21 protein-coding genes and 1 tRNA gene are annotated in these 18,912 nt (G+C 64.1%); 17 read left to right on the forward strand and 5 right to left on the reverse strand.

From position 1 onward, the window contains the following. Positions 1-121 precede the first annotated feature (121 nt). Both AC1DVM_RS18135 and cimA read left to right on the forward strand, forming a co-directional pair. The gene (locus AC1DVM_RS18135; protein WP_477256652.1) at positions 122-631 is read left to right on the forward strand and encodes an N-acetyltransferase family protein; all 510 of its coding nucleotides are present in this window, start codon (positions 122-124) and stop codon (positions 629-631) included. Continuing rightward, on the forward strand, positions 628-2,223 hold the full coding sequence (cimA, locus tag AC1DVM_RS18140) for a citramalate synthase (protein WP_477256654.1): 1,596 nt from the start codon (positions 628-630) through the stop codon (positions 2,221-2,223). Before AC1DVM_RS18135 ends, cimA begins: the two co-directional genes overlap by 4 nt. Positions 2,224-2,247: 24 nt before the next feature. Here cimA and AC1DVM_RS18145 read toward each other — a convergent pair whose 3' ends face one another. Together AC1DVM_RS18145 and AC1DVM_RS18150 are read right to left on the reverse strand one after the other, a co-directional pair. Then, on the reverse strand, positions 2,248-3,219 hold the full coding sequence (locus AC1DVM_RS18145) for an AraC family transcriptional regulator (protein ID WP_477256656.1): 972 nt from the start codon (positions 3,217-3,219) through the stop codon (positions 2,248-2,250). A gap of 164 nt (positions 3,220-3,383) precedes the next feature. Further along, the gene (locus AC1DVM_RS18150; RefSeq protein ID WP_477256658.1) at positions 3,384-4,031 is read right to left on the reverse strand and encodes an LOG family protein; all 648 of its coding nucleotides are present in this window, start codon (positions 4,029-4,031) and stop codon (positions 3,384-3,386) included. A gap of 81 nt (positions 4,032-4,112) precedes the next feature. Here AC1DVM_RS18150 and AC1DVM_RS18155 point away from each other — a divergent pair, with 81 nt between their 5' ends. The 12 genes from AC1DVM_RS18155 (at position 4,113) to AC1DVM_RS18210 (ending at position 14,070) form a co-directional block, all read left to right on the forward strand. After that, the gene (locus tag AC1DVM_RS18155; protein ID WP_477256660.1) at positions 4,113-5,456 is read left to right on the forward strand and encodes a LysM peptidoglycan-binding domain-containing protein; all 1,344 of its coding nucleotides are present in this window, start codon (positions 4,113-4,115) and stop codon (positions 5,454-5,456) included. 186 nt (positions 5,457-5,642) lie between these two features. Continuing rightward, positions 5,643-7,559 (forward strand): ABCB family ABC transporter ATP-binding protein/permease, encoded by a 1,917-nt coding sequence (locus tag AC1DVM_RS18160; RefSeq protein WP_477256662.1) that lies wholly within the window; start codon positions 5,643-5,645, stop codon positions 7,557-7,559. Between the two features lie 122 nt (positions 7,560-7,681). Next, positions 7,682-8,383, forward strand: a complete 702-nt coding sequence (locus AC1DVM_RS18165) for a phosphatidylserine decarboxylase (RefSeq protein WP_477256664.1) — start codon at positions 7,682-7,684, stop codon at positions 8,381-8,383. 59 nt (positions 8,384-8,442) lie between these two features. Further along, positions 8,443-9,279, forward strand: coding sequence for a CDP-diacylglycerol--serine O-phosphatidyltransferase (gene pssA / locus AC1DVM_RS18170; RefSeq protein WP_477256665.1), 837 nt, complete (start codon positions 8,443-8,445; stop codon positions 9,277-9,279). Between the two features lie 97 nt (positions 9,280-9,376). Then, the gene (locus AC1DVM_RS18175) at positions 9,377-10,009 is read left to right on the forward strand and encodes a Maf-like protein (protein ID WP_477256697.1); all 633 of its coding nucleotides are present in this window, start codon (positions 9,377-9,379) and stop codon (positions 10,007-10,009) included. 1 nt (position 10,010) lies between these two features. Further along, positions 10,011-10,223 (forward strand): DNA gyrase inhibitor YacG, encoded by a 213-nt coding sequence (gene yacG, locus AC1DVM_RS18180; protein ID WP_477256667.1) that lies wholly within the window; start codon positions 10,011-10,013, stop codon positions 10,221-10,223. Between the two features lie 106 nt (positions 10,224-10,329). Then, positions 10,330-10,405 (forward strand) — tRNA-Phe (locus tag AC1DVM_RS18185). 285 nt (positions 10,406-10,690) lie between these two features. Beyond that, a complete protein-coding gene (locus AC1DVM_RS18190; protein ID WP_477256669.1) occupies positions 10,691-11,119 on the forward strand; it encodes a DUF2231 domain-containing protein in 429 nt (142 codons plus the stop codon). Continuing rightward, complete coding sequence (locus AC1DVM_RS18195) at positions 11,116-12,399, forward strand: PQQ-dependent sugar dehydrogenase (RefSeq protein ID WP_477256671.1); 1,284 nt, start codon at positions 11,116-11,118, stop codon at positions 12,397-12,399. Before AC1DVM_RS18190 ends, AC1DVM_RS18195 begins: the two co-directional genes overlap by 4 nt. A gap of 66 nt (positions 12,400-12,465) precedes the next feature. Then, positions 12,466-12,591, forward strand: a complete 126-nt coding sequence (locus AC1DVM_RS18200) for a hypothetical protein (RefSeq protein ID WP_477256676.1) — start codon at positions 12,466-12,468, stop codon at positions 12,589-12,591. 70 nt (positions 12,592-12,661) lie between these two features. After that, positions 12,662-13,378: an SDR family NAD(P)-dependent oxidoreductase gene (locus tag AC1DVM_RS18205; protein WP_477256684.1), complete on the forward strand. Its 717-nt coding sequence runs from the start codon at positions 12,662-12,664 to the stop codon at positions 13,376-13,378. A gap of 14 nt (positions 13,379-13,392) precedes the next feature. Continuing rightward, the gene (locus tag AC1DVM_RS18210; RefSeq protein ID WP_477256686.1) at positions 13,393-14,070 is read left to right on the forward strand and encodes an ankyrin repeat domain-containing protein; all 678 of its coding nucleotides are present in this window, start codon (positions 13,393-13,395) and stop codon (positions 14,068-14,070) included. An 80-nt stretch (positions 14,071-14,150) separates the two neighbouring features. On the opposite strand, the gene AC1DVM_RS18215 is transcribed toward AC1DVM_RS18210, so the two are convergent. Continuing rightward, a complete protein-coding gene (locus AC1DVM_RS18215; protein ID WP_477256688.1) occupies positions 14,151-14,894 on the reverse strand; it encodes a L,D-transpeptidase in 744 nt (247 codons plus the stop codon). A 427-nt stretch (positions 14,895-15,321) separates the two neighbouring features. Here AC1DVM_RS18215 and AC1DVM_RS18220 point away from each other — a divergent pair, with 427 nt between their 5' ends. The 3 genes from AC1DVM_RS18220 to AC1DVM_RS18230 all read left to right on the forward strand — a co-directional run bounded on the left by AC1DVM_RS18220 (position 15,322) and on the right by AC1DVM_RS18230 (position 17,708). Then, positions 15,322-16,134 (forward strand): endonuclease/exonuclease/phosphatase family protein, encoded by an 813-nt coding sequence (locus tag AC1DVM_RS18220; protein WP_477256699.1) that lies wholly within the window; start codon positions 15,322-15,324, stop codon positions 16,132-16,134. An 83-nt stretch (positions 16,135-16,217) separates the two neighbouring features. After that, positions 16,218-16,832 carry a glutathione transferase GstA gene (gene gstA, locus AC1DVM_RS18225; protein WP_477256690.1) on the forward strand — a complete coding sequence of 205 codons (615 nt, stop codon included), beginning with the start codon at positions 16,218-16,220 and terminating at the stop codon, positions 16,830-16,832. 72 nt (positions 16,833-16,904) lie between these two features. Further along, positions 16,905-17,708: a glycosyltransferase family 2 protein gene (locus AC1DVM_RS18230; protein WP_477256692.1), complete on the forward strand. Its 804-nt coding sequence runs from the start codon at positions 16,905-16,907 to the stop codon at positions 17,706-17,708. Here AC1DVM_RS18230 and AC1DVM_RS18235 read toward each other — a convergent pair. Further along, entirely contained in the window at positions 17,705-18,064 is a 360-nt protein-coding gene (locus AC1DVM_RS18235) for a RidA family protein (RefSeq protein WP_477256694.1), read from the reverse strand. The genes AC1DVM_RS18230 and AC1DVM_RS18235 overlap by 4 nt on opposite strands. Before the next feature lie 28 nt (positions 18,065-18,092). Beyond that, a complete protein-coding gene (gene rnk / locus AC1DVM_RS18240; RefSeq protein ID WP_477256696.1) occupies positions 18,093-18,515 on the reverse strand; it encodes a nucleoside diphosphate kinase regulator in 423 nt (140 codons plus the stop codon). Positions 18,516-18,912 lie beyond the last annotated feature (397 nt).

Here is an 18,912-nt window from a genome sequence, read left to right on the forward strand (position 1 = left end):
GGGTACGCGGGTCAAGCCCGGCCATGACGCCGGAGCGTGTGTTGAAGGTGAGCGAACTCACGCCCCGATATGGCGGGCGCGCTCTCGGGAAACGCGCGTGTTGCCGAAAGGACTTCGTCTGATGGGCCAATCTCTTCCCAAACCGGGCCTTCGCCCGTTCCTCCCGGCGGACGTTCCGCTGCTCGCCGAAATCTTTCGCGCCAGCATCGAGGAACTGACGGGTGAGGATTACAGCGAGGCGCAGCAGGAGGCCTGGGCGTCGCGGGCCGATGACGAGACGTTCGCCAGGCGGCTGTCTGAATCGCTGACGCTGGTCGCCACGATGGAGGGATCGCCGCTTGGTTTCGCGTCGTTGAAGGACAACGCGCATCTCGATTTCTTTTTCGTTCATCCGGCCGTCGCCGGGCAGGGCGTCGGCACCATGCTTTACGACGCCATCGAGAAGCTCGCCACCGCGCGCGGCGCGCAGCGCCTGACCGCCGATGTGAGCGACACCGCGATGCCGTTCTTCCAGAAGCGCGGCTTCCAGGCACAACGCCGCAACACGGTGACGATCGGCGACGAATGGCTCGCCAACACGACGATGGACAAGGTGCTGGTCGCCGCCACTGACGGGAGCGAGCCGTCATGAGCCGCGAACGCCTCTATCTCTACGACACGACCTTGCGCGACGGCGCGCAAACCACCGGCGTCAACTTCTCGCTGGAGGACAAGCGCAATATCGCGGGCCTGCTCGACAGGATCGGCATCGATTACGTGGAGGGCGGCTATCCCGGCGCCAATCCGCTCGACACGAAATTCTTTGCCGACAAACCCGTCATCAACGCGCGGTTCAGCGCCTTCGGCATGACCAAGCGGGCAGGGCGGTCCGCCTCCAACGATCCCGGCATCGCGGCTTTGCTCGAAGCGGATGCGGATGCGATCTGTTTCGTCGCCAAGGCATGGGATTACCACGTTCACGTGGCGCTGGAGAGCACCACGGAAGAGAGCCTCGCGGGCATTCGCGAGAGCATCGCGGCGGCGCGCGAAAAGGGCCGCGAGGTCCTGCTCGATTGCGAGCATTTCTTCGACGGCTACAAGGCCAATCGCGATTACGCGCTGGATTGCGCACGGGCCGCCTTCGAGTCCGGCGCGCGTTGGGTCGTCTTGTGCGACACCAATGGCGGGACCATGCCGCACGAGATCGCCGCGATCGTCGCGGATGTGGCGAAGGTCGTGCCCGGCTCCCATCTGGGTATTCACGCCCATGACGATTGCGGCTGCGCGGTTGCCAATTCGCTCGCGGCCGTGGAAGCGGGCGCCCGCCACATCCAGGGCACGCTCAACGGACTCGGCGAGCGCTGCGGCAATGCCAATCTGGTCACGCTGATCGGAGCGCTGAAACTCAAGGACCAATATTCCGAACGCTTCGATCTCGGCGTGACGGACGAGGCGCTGGGCCAGCTCACGCACATGTCGCGGCAGGTCGACGAAATCCTCAACCGGCCGGCGAACCGCCACGCGCCGTTCGTGGGCGCGAGCGCGTTCGCGACGAAAGCGGGCATCCACGCCTCGGCGGTGTTGAAGGATCCGCGCACCTACGAGCACGTGGAGCCTGAAACCGTCGGCAATGTGCGTCGGGTCCTGATGTCGGATCAGGGCGGGCAATCGAATGTGCTCTCCGAACTGAAGCGGCTCGGCTTCACGCTCGAGAAGGGCGATCCGCGCGTGTCGCGCGTGCTGGAGGAAGTGAAGCGCAAGGAAGCCGAGGGTTTCGCTTTCGAGGGCGCGGACGCGTCCTTCTTCGTGCTGGTGAAGCGGATGCTCGGCGAGGTGCCGGCCTTCTTCCAAGTGGAGCGCTTCTCGGTCAATGTGGAGCGCCGCTACAACGCCGTGGGCGAACTCGTGATGGCGTCGGAAGCCATCGTGAAAGTCCGCGTCGGCGACGAGGTGCTGATCTCGGCAGCCGAAGGAAACGGGCCGGTGAACGCGCTCGACGTGGCGTTGCGCAAGGATCTCGGCAAGTACCAGGACCTCATTCAGGATCTCGAGCTCACCGACTACAAGGTGCGCATCTATCAGGGCGGTTCGGACGCGGTGACGCGCGTGCTCATCGAATTCACCGATGGAGACGGCGAAAGCTGGACGACCATCGGCGTGTCTCCCAACATCATCGACGCGTCGTTCCAGGCGCTCACGGATTCGATCGTCTACAAACTTTTGAGAAGCGGCGCGGTGGAGTGATTCGCTCTCGCTGGGCCGCGCGATTCAGACCTTCTTCAGCAGCGTTTCGCTCGGATGGATGCCGAATGCCTGCTTGTACGCGGCGGCGAACTGTCCCATGTGGTTGAAACCGCATTGCACGGCGATTTCCGTCACCTTCGTCGTCGTCGGATCGGCCTCCCGCAAGCGGGCATGAACCCGCGAGAGACGCACGGAGCGCAGGAATGCCATCGGGGTGGTGTTTCTGAAATGCTGAAAGCCGTTCTGCAGGCTTCTGACACTGACGCGGACATGCGCCGCGATGTCCGCGAGGGAGATCGGGCGCGAGAAATGGTGCTCGATGAAATCCTCCGCGTGCTTGACATAGTGCGGCGCCGCGGTCGATTGCGGCTTCAGCAACGCGTCGGTCAGGTTATGCTGGTGGCCGAGCAAGAGGCCCGTCATCAGCATCTCCTCGAGGCGCTTGCGCGCGGCATCCATGAAATGAACCATGGAATTCGGGTCGCTCACTTCGGCTTCCGCATAATGAAGTAGCCGCAGCCACCGCCGCCCGGCGGCGTCGTCGAGGCGAAAGGCGGGCTCGAAATCAAGCGCCGCGGCGCGGTCCCAGCCCAGCAGGCGCCTGCAATAATCGGTGATCTTGTTCCGATCGATCACCAGCGCGAGCGTTTCCGAATCGCTGCCATAGTGAATGGTCTTCGGGACATCCGGCCGAAAGATCAGTCCATCGGTTGCCGACAGCGGCAATTCCTCGCCGCCGAAGCGAAGGTGACCCTTCCCCGAAGTGGACATGACGAACGTCACGAAATTGTCGATGTGATCCCCGAGCAGTTCGACCGAGAGGCTGCGACCGTAGCGGATGTGGAAGAGACCGAGATCGTTCTGGCCGTAATGTTCGAATTCGGCGTGAGCCTCGGTGCCCCGGCCCGTCGGAACGAGCTTGTGCGGCGTTACGATGTTGCAAACGACATCCTCGATCTCGTCCAGTCTGGATGTCGCAAAACGACTGTTGGGCAACGCGAATGCCCCCCGCCTTATCTTCCCGAACCCGCTTCTGCTGATGCGGACAGTTTCCACTGTCTCAAACGGTCAGGAGATGCCGCTGCAGGGTAGCGGGGCGGTTCGTCATGACAACCGCCTCAGGATGCCACGAGGGAGTAGCGAGTTTCCCGGGCCGACGGCTAGAATTTCGCTTCGATTTCCGCATCGTTGCGCACCACCCCGACGCGCCGCGCGAACGCGTCGAGCATCGGCAGCACGTCGTCGACCCGCTCCGCCACGAGATAGCCCAGTTCGAGGCCGGGGCGGATGAAGCCCTGGTCGCGCATATGGGCGAAGAGCGTCAGCAGGGGCTTCCAGAACGCCTTGGTGTTGAGCATCAGGATCGGCTTGGTGTGGCGACCGAGTTGGGCCCAGGTCATCTGCTCGACGAGTTCTTCCAGCGTGCCGATTCCGCCGGGCAGCGCGACGAAGGCGTCGGCTTTCTCGAACATCAGACGCTTGCGGGTATGCATGTCGGAAACCACGATGGTTTCCTGAACGTCGTCCAGGAGCTTTTCRCGCGACTTGAGGAAATCCGGAATGATGCCGGTCACATAGCCGCCGTGGTCCAGAACCGATTGGGCGATGGTCCCCATGAGGCCCACATTTCCGCCGCCATAGACCAGTTTGATTCCGCCCTCAGCCATGAGTCGGCCCAGCGTCGCGGCGGTCTCGGCAAAAACCGGATCGTCGCCGAATCCGGAGCCGCAATAGACGCAAACGGATTTGATGTCTGACAGGGTTTGCGTGTCGATCTGCATGGCTTTCCGGCTCAAGTCGTAGGGCATTATTATTAATCCTTATGGCCGTAGCCTTTTGAAAGATAAACGGTTTAAATGAACGAAAGTGCCCGTTCGAGAAAAGGCGTCATGGCAATCGAAAGACCCGTTGCGGGGAATATCGTGATCATCGGAGCGGCTGCAATTGCCGTCGTGGTGGTTCTGCTCGGCGTACTCAACTGGGACAATCTGTTGGGGCGACCAACCTCAGATACTGCGCCTGTGACAATGTCGCAACCGGCCTCGCCCAATCCGGCCGCCGGAACGCCCGTTCCGTCAGCCTCCCAAACGGCAGCCCAGCAAGCGGCCGCGCCGGCGTCGGCGGCRCCGCCCCCCGCACCGACGCCTGCTGCCGCAGCGGCACCTCCCCCTGCCACCGGGGAGGCGATCGCACCGAGCTTCGACGTCGTCCGGGTCGAGCCGAATGGCGACAGCGTCATCGCGGGCCGTTCCGCCCCCGGCGCCACCATCGAATTGCTTCGCAACGACCAGGTCCATGCCCGCGCGGTCGCGGATAATTCCGGTCTTTTCGCGTTCACGCCACCGCCGCTGCCCTCCGGCTCCCACAAGATCGTGCTGCAATCCATCGCTCCTGACGGCAAGCGCCAACGTTCGAAGGAATCGGTGACGGTCGAGATCAACGGCTCGACCCGTCCGCTGGTGGCGTTGACCGCCCCCGACAAGCCGACCGTCGTCCTTTCCAATCCCGAGCCGGCGCCTCCGGCGAAGGCCGCCGAGGCTGCTCCCGCGCCATCACCCGCGCCGCAGCAACAGGCAAGCGCCGGGCCGAACGGCAACGCACCCGCCACGCCGCCGCCTTCGACCTCCACACCCCGGGCCGACATCAAGATCATGAGCGTCGAATCGGAGGAGGGGAAACTCTACGTCTCGGGCGAGGCCGCCCCGGGCGCCACGGTCCGGCTTTATCTCAACGAGAGCTTCATCGCTCCCGGCGGCGCGGGCGGCGACGGAAAGTTGTCGTTTGCCATCGCGAGCGGCGTGAAGGCGGGCGAATACCGCGTCCGCCTCGATGAGGTGGACCCCGTTTCGGGTCAAGTGAAGTCCCGCGCCGAAGTCGGCTACAGCGTCCCGGCCCTGGTGGCGGAAGCCGCTCCACCGGCCCAGAACGGCGCTGCGGCGCCCGCGGTCGGGTCGCCTTCGGCCCCGTCGGCGCCCGCGAGCCCCGGTCGCATGGCGGCGGCGCCGGCTCTGCCCCCGGAACTGCCGCCCAACACCGTGGTGATTCCCAATATCGACACCGCCATCGTGTCGCGGGGCGACAGYCTGTGGCGCATCAGCCAGCGGATCTATGGCCGCGGTTACCGCTACACGGTCATCTACGGCGCCAACCAGACCCAGATCCGCAATCCGAACCTGATCTATCCCGGCCAGATTTTCGTGCTGCCGAACAACGACGCCCAGAACACCAATTGAGCGCCTGAGATCGCAGGTGAATTCCCGCCCGGGATCGCCTATATGCAGGGCCGGCACCTCGATGGGTCAGGCCTTGATCGGCCCAGACTCACCAAACGTAATCGATTCCAACAGACTGGCATGATGTCGCCCGACGATCGCCTCACAGGTGTCGGCACCATGTTTCAAGAACGGATTTGAAAGACCATGTCCCCGCCAACGGCGGCGCCCGCAAAACCCGCGGACGCACTCAACCCTCCCGGCCTTCTGGCGACCGTCACGAAATTGTGGCCCTATCTGTGGCCCCACGGACGCCCGGATCTTCAGCGGCGTGTCTTCATGGCATTCGGCCTGCTGCTCGTCGCCAAGGGCATCACCATGGTGACGCCGTTTGCCTTCAAATGGGCTACCGACGCGCTGGTGGCGGTGTCGGGCGGCGGCGGGAATGTTGCCACGCAGGCCGCCACGGCCGGCGACTGGCTCTGGCGCGCGCCCATCCTGCTGACGATCCTCTACGGTCTCACCCGCGTGCTCATGGCGGTGCTGACGCAAATGCGCGACGGGCTGTTTGCCAAAGTGGCGATGCATGCGGTGCGAAAGCTCGCGCTCCAGACCTTCGAGCACATGCATCGCCTTTCCTTGCGGTTCCATCTCGAGCGCAAGACCGGCGGGCTCACCCGCGTGCTGGAGCGCGGCCGCGAGGGGATCGAGGAATTGTCGCGGCTGGTGGTGCTGACGCTGCTGCCGACCATCTTCGAGTTCGGCCTCGTGCTCGGCATTCTCGCGTGGGAATTCGACTGGACGTATTCGGCGGTGGTTCTCGCCATGGTGGTGGTCTATCTGGCCTATACGTACCAAGCCACCGAATGGCGCATTTCGATCCGCCGCCGCATGAACGAATCCGACACCGACGCCAACACCAAGGCGGTCGATTCGCTTCTCAATTACGAGACCGTGAAATATTTCGGCGCCGAGGCGCGCGAGGCGATCCGCTACGACCGCTCGATGGAGCGCTATGAGAAAGCCTCCACCCAGACCTACACGTCGCTTGCCGTTCTCAACGCGGGCCAGGCGGTGATCTTCTCCATCGGCATGACCATCGTGATGGTGCTGGCGGCGCGCGACATCGTGGCGGGCCGCGTCTCCATCGGCAGCTTCGTGCTCGTCAACGCCATGCTGGTGCAGCTCTACATTCCGCTGAATTTCATGGGGATGCTGTACCGCGAGATCAAACAGGCGCTGATCGACATCGACGACATGTTCAAGATTCTCGACCGCAATCCCGAAATCCAGGACAAGCCGGACGCCAAGCCGCTGCACATCACGCAAGGCGTCGTTCGCTTCGACGACGTGCATTTCGCCTACAACCCGGAGCGCGAGATTCTGAAGGGCGTGAGCTTCGAGGTCCCGGCCGGCCACACCATCGCCATCGTCGGTCCGTCGGGTGCGGGAAAATCGACCATCTCGCGGCTCCTCTTTCGATTCTACGAGCCCTCGAGCGGACGCATCCTCATSGACGGGCAGGACATCGCGGACGTTCAGCAGACCAGCCTGCGCAAGGCCATCGGCATGGTCCCGCAGGACACCGTGCTATTCAACGACACCATCGGCTACAACGTGCAATACGGCCGCTGGGACGCCGCCGCCGAAGAGATCAAGGAAGCGGCCCGCCTCGCGCAGATCGACCGTTTTATCGGCTACCTGCCGGAAGGTTTCGAGACGCCGGTCGGCGAGCGCGGCCTGAAATTGTCAGGCGGCGAGAAGCAGCGCGTCGCGATCGCCCGCACGATCCTGAAAGGCCCGCCCGTTCTCGTTCTCGACGAGGCGACCTCGGCGCTCGATTCCTTCACCGAGAAAGAAATTCAGGACGCGCTCGACCGTGTCAGCCGCGGACGGACGACTCTCGTCATCGCGCATAGGCTGTCCACCATCATCGGCGCTGACGAGATCATCGTTCTCGATCATGGACAGATCGTCGAACGGGGGACGCATACGAGCCTGCTGGCCTCCGGCGGCGTCTACGCGGCCATGTGGAACCGCCAGCGCGAGGCCGAGAAGGCGCGGGAAACCCTCAAGCGGACCGAAGAAGAGGAACGCAGCGAGCTCGAGGCGCCGGCGATCTGAGGGCGAAGCGAGCGTTTGCGACCTCCCTGTCATTCCCCGGAATGCCAGCGGGTCGCGCGCCCGCTTGACGGAAGCCTCTGCCCCTGCCATCCCCCCTCATCGCAAAAGGGCCAAACGACATCATGAGCGACATTCTCGACTCGATCCGCCGCATCGTGGTTCCGATCCACAAGGAAGGCTACGTCTTCATCCTGATCGCACTGGTGGCAACGGTTCTGCTCGGCAGCCTGTGGTCGCCGCTGTTCTGGATCGGCGGAATCCTCACCGTGTGGGTGTGCTATTTCTTCCGCGATCCGCCCCGCGTGACCCCACTCCGCGACGGTCTCGTGGTGTCGCCGGCCGACGGCCGCGTGAGCCTCATCACAACAGCGGTGCCGCCCGTCGAGCTCGACCTGCCGCAGGAGCCGATGACCCGTATCTCGGTCTTCATGAACGTGTTCGATTGCCACGTGAACCGCTCGCCGGTCACCGGCCGCATCACCCAGATCCTTTATACGCCCGGTCTTTTCCTCAATGCGGAACTCGACAAGGCGAGCGAAGACAACGAGCGCAATGCGCTCGTCATCGATACCGGCAGCGTCAAGATCGGCGTGGTGCAGATCGCGGGACTCGTCGCCCGCCGCATCGTCTCCTTCGTCAAGACGGGAGACGGCCTCAGCACCGGCGAACGCTTCGGCCTGATCCGCTTCGGCTCGCGGCTCGACATCTACGTGCCGCTCTCCACCCAGGTCCTGGTCGGGCTCGGGCAGACGGCGATCGCCGGCGAAACGGTGCTGGCGGATCTCGACGCGAAGGAGCCCGGTCGCCAGTTCCGGGCCGGGTAGGGCGGTTTACGGGCCGCGGCGTCCTTGCCGCTCCCGCGACCAGCCCCTAGAACTAACCCATGAGCGATCTCTTTCCCCCCTTCGCCCCGGACCCGGATGAACCGCGCAAGCGTCTGTTCAAGCCCGTGCCGTTCCGGGTCATCGTCCCCAACATCATCACGCTGATCGCCCTCTGCCTCGGGCTCACGGCCATCAGGCTGGCCTTCGAGGGACGGTTCGAGCCGGCGGTCATCGCCATCGTGGCGGCGGCCGTGCTCGACGGGGTGGACGGGCGCATCGCCCGACTGCTCAAGGGCACGTCGCGCTTTGGAGCCGAGCTCGACTCGCTCGCCGATTTCGTCAATTTCGGCGTCACGCCCGCGCTCATTCTCTACAGCTTCGTCCTCAACGACCTGAAATCGCTTGGCTGGATCGCCGTCCTCGTCTTCGCCATCGCCATGGTGCTGCGCCTTGCCCGGTTCAACGTGATGATGGACGATCCGAACCGTCCGGAATGGCAGAAGGACTTCTTCACCGGCATGCCCGCGCCCGCCGGCGCGGTCACGTCGCTGCTGCCGCTCTACCTGTCGTTTCTCGGCGTTCCCATGACCAACGCCGCCCCGGTGGTGCTGGTCTACCTGCTTGGCCTGGCGTTCCTGATGGTCTCGACCATCCCGGTCTATTCCGGCAAGACCCTCGGCAAATCCGTGCCGCGCCATTGGGTCCTGCCCATTTTCGTGCTGTCGGTGGCGGGCTTCGGCCTTCTGGTGAGCTTTCCCTTCGAGGTGCTGACTGCCATCACGATCCTGTTCCTGGGGACCATTCCGCTCGGCATGATGCGCTACCGGCGCCTCGAGCGCGCTCACGCAAACCCCACGCCTCCCGAACCGAGCCCGGTCGCGCCCCCGCTTCCCTAAAGCTTTCCCACGGGAACAATGTGGCGTTCCGCCGTCGCAGCCCTATGTTGTTGGTACAAAACCAGAGTTGGAGAATATCGTGGCGTCCTCATCAGAGATGGCACCGTCGAGCTGGCGGCCCAAACTCGTGCTCGCCTCGGCTTCGCCGCGACGGTTGGCGCTGCTTCAGCAAGGCGGTATCGAGCCCGACGCGCTGCTGCCCGCCGACGTGGACGAGACGCCGCTGAAATCCGAAAACCCCCGCCAGCTCGCCAAGCGCCTCGCGCGCGAAAAAGCCGAGATCGCCCGCAAGGCGGCGCGTCATAGTGAGGGCCTGCGAGAGGCTTTCATCCTGGCAGCCGACACCGTGGTGGTGGCGGGGGGGCGCATCCTGCCCAAGGCGGAGGTGGTGGACGAGGCGGCCGCCTGCCTGCGCATGCTCTCCGGCCGCGCCCACCGGGTCTACACGTCCGTGTGTCTCGTGACCCCCAAGGACACCATCCGCGAGCGCCTTGTGGAAACGCGGGTGCGCTTCAAACGCCTGTCGAAGGACGAGTTCGAGCGCTACCTTGCGTCGGGCGAATGGCGCGGCAAGGCCGGCGGATACGCGATCCAGGGCCTCGCCGGGACGTTCGTCATCAAGCTCGTGGGGTCCTATTCCAACGTCGTGGGCCTGCCGCTTTACGAGACGGTGGCGCTGCTCGACGGGGAGGGATACCCCGTGCGGTTCAGCTGGCTGAATGCGGCCTGAGATGAAGCCCCCGAAAAAACCCGCCAACCAGAACGACCCGGTCATCCCGGCGGAAAAATGCCCCACCTGCGGGCAGCCGGCGACGGTGGCCTACCGGCCGTTCTGTTCCAAGCGCTGCGCCGACGTGGATCTCAACCGCTGGCTGACGGGGCGTTATGCCATTCCCGCCGTGGAGGACGACGAGGCCAAGGACGACGGCGACCTCCCGGAATAAAGCGCTTTTTTCCTCAGACTTGTCGCCGAACAGCGCTGGACATGCGTCGCGGCTCTGACTATACAACCGGCCTCTGACGCCCGCAGCCGCAAGGCCGCCCGTGTCCGCCCAGGTAGCTCAGTTGGTAGAGCATGCGACTGAAAATCGCAGTGTCACTGGTTCGATTCCAGTCCTGGGCACCATTCTTCCATTTCCGGCAGTTTTGGCTTTTTGCTCAGTCCTCCACGGGATCGGCGAACCTCGATATGTGAGTTGCGGCATTTCGCAAGTCCTCGCGCTCTAAGCCACTGGGAGTGCCTGGATTTGCAGCGCAGGCCTCTGCATGCAAGACGGCGCGGTAAGCATTGGCACCCAGCGTAGGCAGCTTCTGAAAAACCTTATCTCTGAGACATATCGACTGCCGACGCGTTCATCGCTAACGTTGAGGCAGTCAGACTCGCAGTGATAAGAACCAAAGAGGAAAAGCTGTGGTTTCGATCGTGTCCGGCACGCCGAGGCGGCTCCATCCGCTTCATGCCGCTCTTCTGGCCTTTACGATCCCCCTTTTCGTCGGTGGCCTGATCAGCGACCTCGCCTATTGGTCGAGCTTCCACGTGCAATGGGCCAATTTCTCCTCGTGGCTGATCGCCGGTGGCCTCTTCGTTGGAGCCTTTGTCGTTCTTTGGGCGGCGTTCGGCCTCTTCCGAAGGCAAACCGCGCAAAATCGGCGGCCGATCCTGTATTTCGTCGTTCTTCTCGCGATGTGGGTGCTCGGCTTCGTCAACGCTCTCGTCCACGCGAAGGATGCCTCGGCGACAATGCCGGGAGGGCTTTATCTCTCGGCTATCACGACGCTCCTGGCCGTCGTTGCAGTCTGGATCGGCTTTTCCGGGTTTCGTGACGGAGAGGTTCGATGATGCGCTCGGTGCTTCTGATCGGGGCAACGGCCCTCGTCCTGTCCGCCTGCGGCAACGACCCGGATCCGGCGCAATACGGGGCAAATCCGACACTGCCCGAACCCGTGCGGGGCCTGCTGCCGAGCATGACGATCCCGAGACCTTTGAATTGGGGCAATGACCTCCCGACGGTGCCGTCCGGATACAAAATTACAGCCATCGCCACGGATCTCAAGATCCCCCGGCAGACACTGGTCCTTCCCAACGGCGACATTCTGGTCGCGGAGGGCACGGGGGGAAGTGCGCCTACGGTCCGGCCCAAGGACTTCATTGCCGGCTTCATCAAGGGCCTCGGCAAGAGTTCGGTGGGAGGCGGCAACCGGCTGACGTTGTTGCGCGACAGCGATGGGGACGGCACCTACGATGCACGAGGCATCTTCGCCGACAAACTCAACGCGCCCTATGGTCTCGCGCTCGTCAACGGCGCCATTTACGTGGCCAACCAGGATGCGCTGGTGCGCTTCGACTATCGAGACGGCCAGACCGAGGCGAGCGGGCCGCCGACGAAGGTCGCGGACCTGCCCTCCGCGAYCAATCATCACTGGACGAAGGCGTTGGCAGCCAGCGCCGATGGCCGCTTCCTCTACGTCGGCATCGGATCCAACAGCAATATCACCGAGCGGGGGATGGATGCCGAGGTCGACAGGGCCATGGTCTGGCAGATCGATGCCCAGACGGGAGCCCACAAGCCCTTTGCAACCGGTCTTCGCAATCCGACGGCTCTGACCATTCAGCCCGGAACCGGCCAGCTCTGGGCGGTCGTCAATGAACGGGATGAAATCGGTCCCAACCTCGTTCCGGATTACCTGACAAATGTGCGTGAGGGCGGCTTCTACGGCTGGCCGTACTCTTATTGGGGCCAGAACGTCGACCCCCGCGCGCAACCGCAAGATCCGCGGAAGGTCGCGTCGGCGATCCGTCCTGATTACAGCCTGGGCTCGCACGTGGCCGCGCTCGGTGTCGCATTCTCAACCTCGACGATGGGCGGGAATTTTTCCGAGGGTGCGTTCGTCGGCGAACATGGCAGCTGGAACCGCAGCGTTCCCGTCGGCTACAAGGTCGTTTTCGTGCCCTTCCGAAACGGCCGTCCGGCCGGTGACCCGGTTGATTTTGTTTCCGGCTTTCTGGCCGACAGCGGCAACACACGTGGACGACCGGTGGGGGTAACGGTCGATCCGCGCGGTGCGTTGATCGTCGCAGACGACCTGTCGAACACGATCTGGCGAATCACCAAAAACTGAATCGTCACGGCGCGATCAACCCCGATCACCCGATCCTTTCGGTGCCCACGGCATCAGGAGCCCTTGATGAAACGCATCCTTCGAATTGTAGCCGTCATCGGCCTCGGTCTGCTCACGACGGCGTGCGACAAGTGTGGAAATTCGAATTTCAACACGCCGCATTTCTGCGGCAACAATTCGCCGCGCAGCTGATTTCGCCGTCGCGCGCGCAGCCTCGGGGGGCGGTTGTCCCGCCGCATGATTTCACGTCGGAGGTGACGCCTTGGCGTTCTTGAACGATCTCGACGGGCCCTTCAGGGCCATCGTCGTGGGGGCCTCGGGCGGCATCGGAGCCGCGTTCGTGAGGTGCCTCAGGCAGGACGGCGTCGATGTCGTGGCGCTATCGCGGTCCGGTAGCGGTGAAGCGCGAATCGATATCGAAGACGAAGCCAGCATTTCGGCGGCGGCCTCGCGTCTGACGGCGGGAGCGCCGGTCCGGCTCGTGATCGTCGCCACCGGCCTCCTGCACGACGCCACGATGCAGCCGGAGAAGACCTACCGCCAGCTCGATGCGGACAATCTTGCGCGGTCTTTCCGCGTCAATGCGATCGGGCCGGCTCTGGTCGCCAAACATTTCGTGCCGCTCCTGCCGAAAGCCGGCCGCAGCGTCTTCGCGGTGATATCGGCGCGGGTCGGCAGCATCGAGGATAACCGTCTCGGGGGATGGTACGGATACCGCGCCGCGAAGGCTGCGTTGAATCAATTCGTGCGGACCGCCGCGATCGAACTCGCGCGGCAGAAGCCCGAGGCGATCTGCGTCGCRCTTCACCCCGGCACGGTCGAGACCCGCTTGAGCGAGCCTTTCCGCGGTGGCGCGCCGTCCCGCAACCTGCTTCGTCCAGGCGATTCCGCGCGGCACATGCTGATGGTTCTGGGCGGCTTGACGCCGGCCGATACCGGGCATCTCATCGCCTGGGACGGTTCGCGCATTCCATTCTGAGGAAGTCATTGCCGATGAGTCCCGGAAAAATATTGAAAGGCGCACTGATCGTCCTGGGTCTTGCGTTGTTCGCCACAGGGGTGCGGGCCATGACCACCGATGACGATATGCTGATCGCAGCCGCCGGGCGAGGGGACGAAAGATCGGTGGGCGAGCTCCTTGCAAAAGGCGCCGATGTCCACGCGCGCGACGACGCGCAGCGCACGGCGCTGCTGGCCGCCACTCAAGGGAACCACGTGGCCGTTGCACGTCGGCTCATTGAGGCAGCGGCGGATGTGAACGCGCAGGACAAACAGCGCGACAGCGCATATCTGCTGACGGGGGCGCGGGGCTATATCGAGATTCTGCGTTTGACGCTGGCGCACGGCGCGGATCTTGCAAGCACCAACCGTTATGGCGGCACGGCGCTGATCCCCGCATGTGAGCGCGGCCACGTGGAAACCGTCCGGGAATTGCTGCGCACTCACATCGATGTCAACCACGTCAACAGACTGGGTTGGACGGCCCTGATGGAAGCCGTCGTACTGAGCGACGGGGGAGCGCCGCATCAGGAGATCGTGCGGCTGTTGCTGACGGACGGCCGGGCCGATCCCAATATCCCCGACAAGGATGGCGTCACGCCGCTGCAACACGCGCGGCGCCGCGGCTTCGCGGAAATCGCCTCGCTGCTCGAGGCGGCGGGCGGCCGCTGATGATACGGGTTTCCGCTCTGTGAAAAAGCGGAGCCGTCAGGGACGACTCCGCTCCAGTCTCCGTCTGACGATGAACGGGCCTAGTAGCCCTGGACAGGGCGTCCGGCCGACGACATCATCATCGGGTCTTCCATCCGCATGCGGTTGTTGAGAACGACCACCGGCGTGCCGACGGGGACGCGGTTGAAGAGGTCGATGATGTCCTGGTTGAACAACCGGATACATCCGCTCGACACGGCGGTGCCGATCGATTGCGGCTCCGACGTTCCGTGAATGCGGTACAGCGTGTCGCGTCCGTCCGCGTAGAGATAGAGTGCGCGCGGGCCGAGCGGATTGTCGAGACCGCCGGGCATCCCACCCGCCCACTTCCTGTTGCGCTCCGGTTCGCGGCGGATCATGTCGGAGGTCGGCGTCCAGCTCGGCCAGTTGGCCTTGCGGCCGACGGTGGCGCGGCCGCTCCATGCGAGGCCTTCTTTGCCCACGCCGATGCCATATCGCAGGGCGCGGCCGTTTTCACGCACGAGATACAAGAAGCGGTTGGTCGTATCGACCACGATCGTGCCCGGCTGCTCGCGCGACGGATAGGCCACCTCCTGGCGCAGCAGGGCGGTGTCGATGCCCGTGAGATCCGTGGCCGGGAGGTCGAATTTCTCCTCGGGACGCGGTCCGTACATGGCGGCGAAGACCGGATCCGGCTGGGCGACCATCCCTTGCGGCGGTGTTTGCGAGGTCGAAACACAACCGGCCAAAAAGACGGGCACCAACAGGGCCGCGATACGTGCGGTTTTGCGAAGGGAAGCGAGAGGGGACGCTGGGGCAGGCATAGTTGATACTCACCGTTTCTTGGTTATTGGGACGACGACATGGCCTTGGGCCGCGACGTGGATGTGTTCGATTGAGCGGGATGCGGTGGCTGGATCGTGTGGGCCGGATGGCCAAATTGTGGCGGGAACGTCATGTGGCCTCGGGGTCACACTTTGTGGCGAACATGTGGCTCATCAACGGCGGCGCCGGCAAGGTGGTTCCGCCACGCTTGGCTCACGCTTTCGTGGACGACGGGAGACCACGCGGACGGTAGCCGCCTTCAGGTCGCGCTGACGGTCCGGGCGGGGAAGGCGGAACCCTGCTCGTCTCGCGCCATTGTCCCACCACACTCGCCAGCGCATCTGCGCAACGGATCTTCGTTGTGCGCGGGCGTCAGGTCCGTATGATCACAAAAATCGTCCTCTCGCCCGGCAGACTTAATCAGTGATGCATCCCGAAAAGCACGGCAGGGTTCTCCGGATCCTGACCTATAATGTCCACCGATGGCTGGGGACGGATCGCAAGATCGATCCCGAGCGGATCGGAGACGTGATCGCATCCTGCCAGGCGGATATCGTGGCACTGCAGGAGGTGCGCGTCGGCAAGATCGACAAGGGCAGGGCGGATCAGGCCGCCATCGTGGCGGATCGCCTCGGCATGGAACTCCACTTCCAGCCGACGATTCGGATTCTCGGCGAGCAATACGGCATCGCGATCCTCACGCGGCACCCCTCGCAGATCGTGAAGGCCGGGAGGCTTCCGAGCCTGTCGCCGGGACCGGCCTTCGAGAAGCGCAGCGCCCTCTGGGTCGCCATCGACGTCGAGGGTCACGCGGTGCAGGTCGTCAACGCGCACCTGTCGCTGCGCTCGCGCGAGCGGCGGGCGCAAGCCGCGGCCCTGCTGGGCGGYGAGTGGATGGGCCATCCCGATTGCGCCGATCCGGCGGTGCTGTTGGGCGATTTCAACGCGCCGCCCTATTCGCGATCCTACCGGCTGTTCGCCGGACGCATGCGTGACGCGCAGCTCTTCAACCCGGCGGGCGAGCCGCAGCCCACGTTCCACACGCGCGCCCCCGTCCTTCGGCTCGATCACATGTTCGTCACCCCTTCGGTTGAAGTGATGAGCGCCGCCCCCGTCCGAACGGTGCTTTCGCGTGTGGCGTCGGACCATTTTCCGCTTCTGGCCGAGTTGCGGGTGCCAAGTCGGGCCCGTCACGTCGGCAAGGCGCATGCGCGCATCGACGAGCCGGAATTGCTTTGAGGCCGCGCCCTCCGGAATGACGTTGCGGTCGCGCGGCCTCCGCTCTAGCCTCGCGCGCTTGGACGACATCACGAGGATATCCCATGAAGCTTTTCTATTCGCCCGGCGCGTGCTCGCTGGCGACTCACATCGTTGCGCTGGAAGCAGGCTCGCCAGCCACCTACGAGAAGGTGGATCTGCGGGCGAAGAAGACCGAGTCCGGGGCCGATTTCATGCAGATCAACCCGAAGGGCTACGTGCCCGCGCTGCAGCTCGATAGCGGCGATATCCTCACCGAGGTGTCGGCGGTCATCCAGTATCTCGCCCATCAGGCGCCGGGCAGCGGACTCATGCCCGAGGCAGGCACGCCGGAGCATTTCCGCGTGCTCGAATGGATCGGCTTCATCAGCGCCGAACTGCACAAGGGTTTCGGCCCGCTCTTCAATCCTGCCACGCCGGATGCCTACAAGACCATCGCGATCGCCAATCTCAACCGTCGTCTGGCTTATCTGAATGAGGTCCTCGACGGGCGTTCCTATCTGGTCGGGGATCGCTTCACCGTGGCGGACGCCTATCTGTTCACCATCCTGCGCTGGACCGGCCCGATGAAGATCGACATGGCTGGCCTCGGGAACGTCGCGGCCTACATGGACCGGGTCGGCAACCGCGAGAGGGTGCGGCAGGCGCTGGTGAACGAGGGACTGCTCAAGGCGGCCTGAGGGACTAGGAAGGCTTGGGGGGCGGAGGGCGTCCCCTTGCCATCCCGGGCGCCGGAGGCTAGGCAGCCTGAAATGCAGCGCCCGACGATCATGATCCCAGTCTCCGTCTTCATCATCGCCAAGAACGAAGCTGACCGGATCGGCGAGACGATCCGGGCGGTTCGCCATCTCACGGACGATCTGGTGGTGGTCGATTCCGGCTCGTCGGACGAGACGCGCAGCATCGCCGCCGGACTGGGCGCGCGGGTCATCGAAAATCCCTGGCCCGGCTATGGCCCGCAAAAGCGGTTCGCCGAGGAGCAATGCCGGCACCCGTGGCTCCTGAATCTCGATGCCGACGAGGTGCTGCCGGCCGATCTCGCCGCCGAAATCGAGGCCCTGTTCGCAAACGGCGAGCCCGGTGCGCAGGCCTACCGCCTGCCCATCGCTGAAATTTTTCCCGGCGAGGCCAAACCTCACGCGCTGGCCTATTCGCTGGCTCCGGTCCGGCTCTACCGGGCGGATCGGGGGCGGTATTCCTCCTCGCCGGTCCATGACCGGGTCGACCTTGCTGCCGGCACTCGCGTGGGCAAGTTGCGCGGCATCGTGCATCACCGCTCCGTACGCTCGCTCGGCGACCAGCTCGACAAGCTCAATCGCTATTCCGACCAGCAGGCGCGGGATCTGGAAGCCCGCGGCGTCGCCATTCCCACATGGCGCGTCTTCTTCGAACTTCCGGCGGCGTTTCTGAAAGCCTATATCGGTCGCCGCCATGCGCTTCGCGGCACATACGGTTTTCTCACGGCCATGAACTACGCGATCTCACGCCACCTCCGGCTCGCCAAGCATTACGAACGTCGGATGCTGCAGAAGCGCGATCCCGGTTCCGACCTTTAGTCGGCGAGCGCAGCGATCACGCGGATCTCGAGCGTGTAATCGGGATCCGCGAGTTTCGACTCGACGCAGACCCGCGCGGGCGTGTGGTCCTGCACCACCCACGCGTCCCAGACCCGGTTCATCGCCTCGTAGTACGACATATCGCTGAGCCAGATCGTGGCGTGCAGAATTCGCGACTTGTCGCTGCCGATTTCGTCGAGCGATTGTTCGATCTGCGCGAGAACGTCGGCGGTCTGCCGTTCGACGGATTGGCCGACGCTTTCCTCCGGAACATAGCCGGAGAAATGCGCCGTGCCTTCGAAGATGGCGATGTCGCAATAACGCGCCGCAACGCCGATCCGCCTGATATCCGTCATCGTCTCGTCCCTCGCGGATCGGTGTTCATCACGCCGCCGGCGCCCCTTCGACCGACAGAACCTGCAACCGGTGGATCTCGCCCGTCCGGCTCGGCCAGGTGATCGACTGGCCTTCCGACAGGCCGATCAGCGCGGCGCCCACGGGCGTCATGATCGAGATACGCTTCTCCTCGATATTGGCGTCCTCGGGAAACACCAGCGTGACACGCTCCGTCCGGCCGCGTTGTTCGTCACGAAATGTGAGCGTCGAGCCCATCGTGACCACCTTCGCCGGCACCTGCCCCCGACGCACGATCTTCGCGCGAYCGAGCTCCACCGATAGGTAATCGGACACCTCCGGCATCCGGCTCGCGGCGGCTTCCGCCAGACGCGTGAGCCGAACGTGATCGGCCTCCGTCATGACGATTTTCGGACGACGTTCATTGCGGTTTTCGGAGGCTGGGGCGGCCATGGGAACTCTCAAAATTATCTGGAGCGAAGCAGGCTTCGCCGGGAAATGATCGACAGGATGGGTCAAGCGGTCAGGAAATAAGTCAGCCTCCCGAGCAGGGACGCGCGGCGTCGCTGACTCGGGCTAGGAATGCCAGATGAGTAAACCCGCGTTTCGCAGGCCTCGGCAATATGAAGCGTAAGGGCTCATGGCCCCCAAGCTACCGCTCAACCGGCTTTTGTCAAACGGAGCATTCCCGGAACGCGGCACCGGGGGCGACCATATACTCGGCAAGCCTCTGACGGAAAACGTTTTTTCTGTCCCGAGCGGGCAGGGGACGCGCTCGCATTCGGTGCAGACGCGACCGTGTTTTTGGACCTTGACGCGAGCCCCCTGTTCGCGTCTATTGCGCCACCTG

The organism is Microvirga sp. P4_A5, from assembly GCF_056402495.1.

Coding starts and splice junctions, on each gene's coding strand:
- AC1DVM_RS18135 (WP_477256652.1), top strand. CDS start 122: ATGGGCCAATCTCTTCCCAAACCGGGCCTTCGCCCGTTCCTCCCGGCG.
- cimA (WP_477256654.1), top strand. CDS start 628: ATGAGCCGCGAACGCCTCTATCTCTACGACACGACCTTGCGCGACGGC.
- AC1DVM_RS18165 (WP_477256664.1), top strand. CDS start 7,682: ATGAGCGACATTCTCGACTCGATCCGCCGCATCGTGGTTCCGATCCAC.
- pssA (WP_477256665.1), top strand. CDS start 8,443: ATGAGCGATCTCTTTCCCCCCTTCGCCCCGGACCCGGATGAACCGCGC.
- AC1DVM_RS18175 (WP_477256697.1), top strand. CDS start 9,377: ATGGCACCGTCGAGCTGGCGGCCCAAACTCGTGCTCGCCTCGGCTTCG.
- yacG (WP_477256667.1), top strand. CDS start 10,011: ATGAAGCCCCCGAAAAAACCCGCCAACCAGAACGACCCGGTCATCCCG.
- AC1DVM_RS18200 (WP_477256676.1), top strand. CDS start 12,466: ATGAAACGCATCCTTCGAATTGTAGCCGTCATCGGCCTCGGTCTGCTC.
- AC1DVM_RS18210 (WP_477256686.1), top strand. CDS start 13,393: ATGAGTCCCGGAAAAATATTGAAAGGCGCACTGATCGTCCTGGGTCTT.
- AC1DVM_RS18215 (WP_477256688.1), bottom strand. CDS start 14,894: ATGCCTGCCCCAGCGTCCCCTCTCGCTTCCCTTCGCAAAACCGCACGT.
- gstA (WP_477256690.1), top strand. CDS start 16,218: ATGAAGCTTTTCTATTCGCCCGGCGCGTGCTCGCTGGCGACTCACATC.
- AC1DVM_RS18230 (WP_477256692.1), top strand. CDS start 16,905: ATGCAGCGCCCGACGATCATGATCCCAGTCTCCGTCTTCATCATCGCC.
- AC1DVM_RS18235 (WP_477256694.1), bottom strand. CDS start 18,064: ATGACGGATATCAGGCGGATCGGCGTTGCGGCGCGTTATTGCGACATC.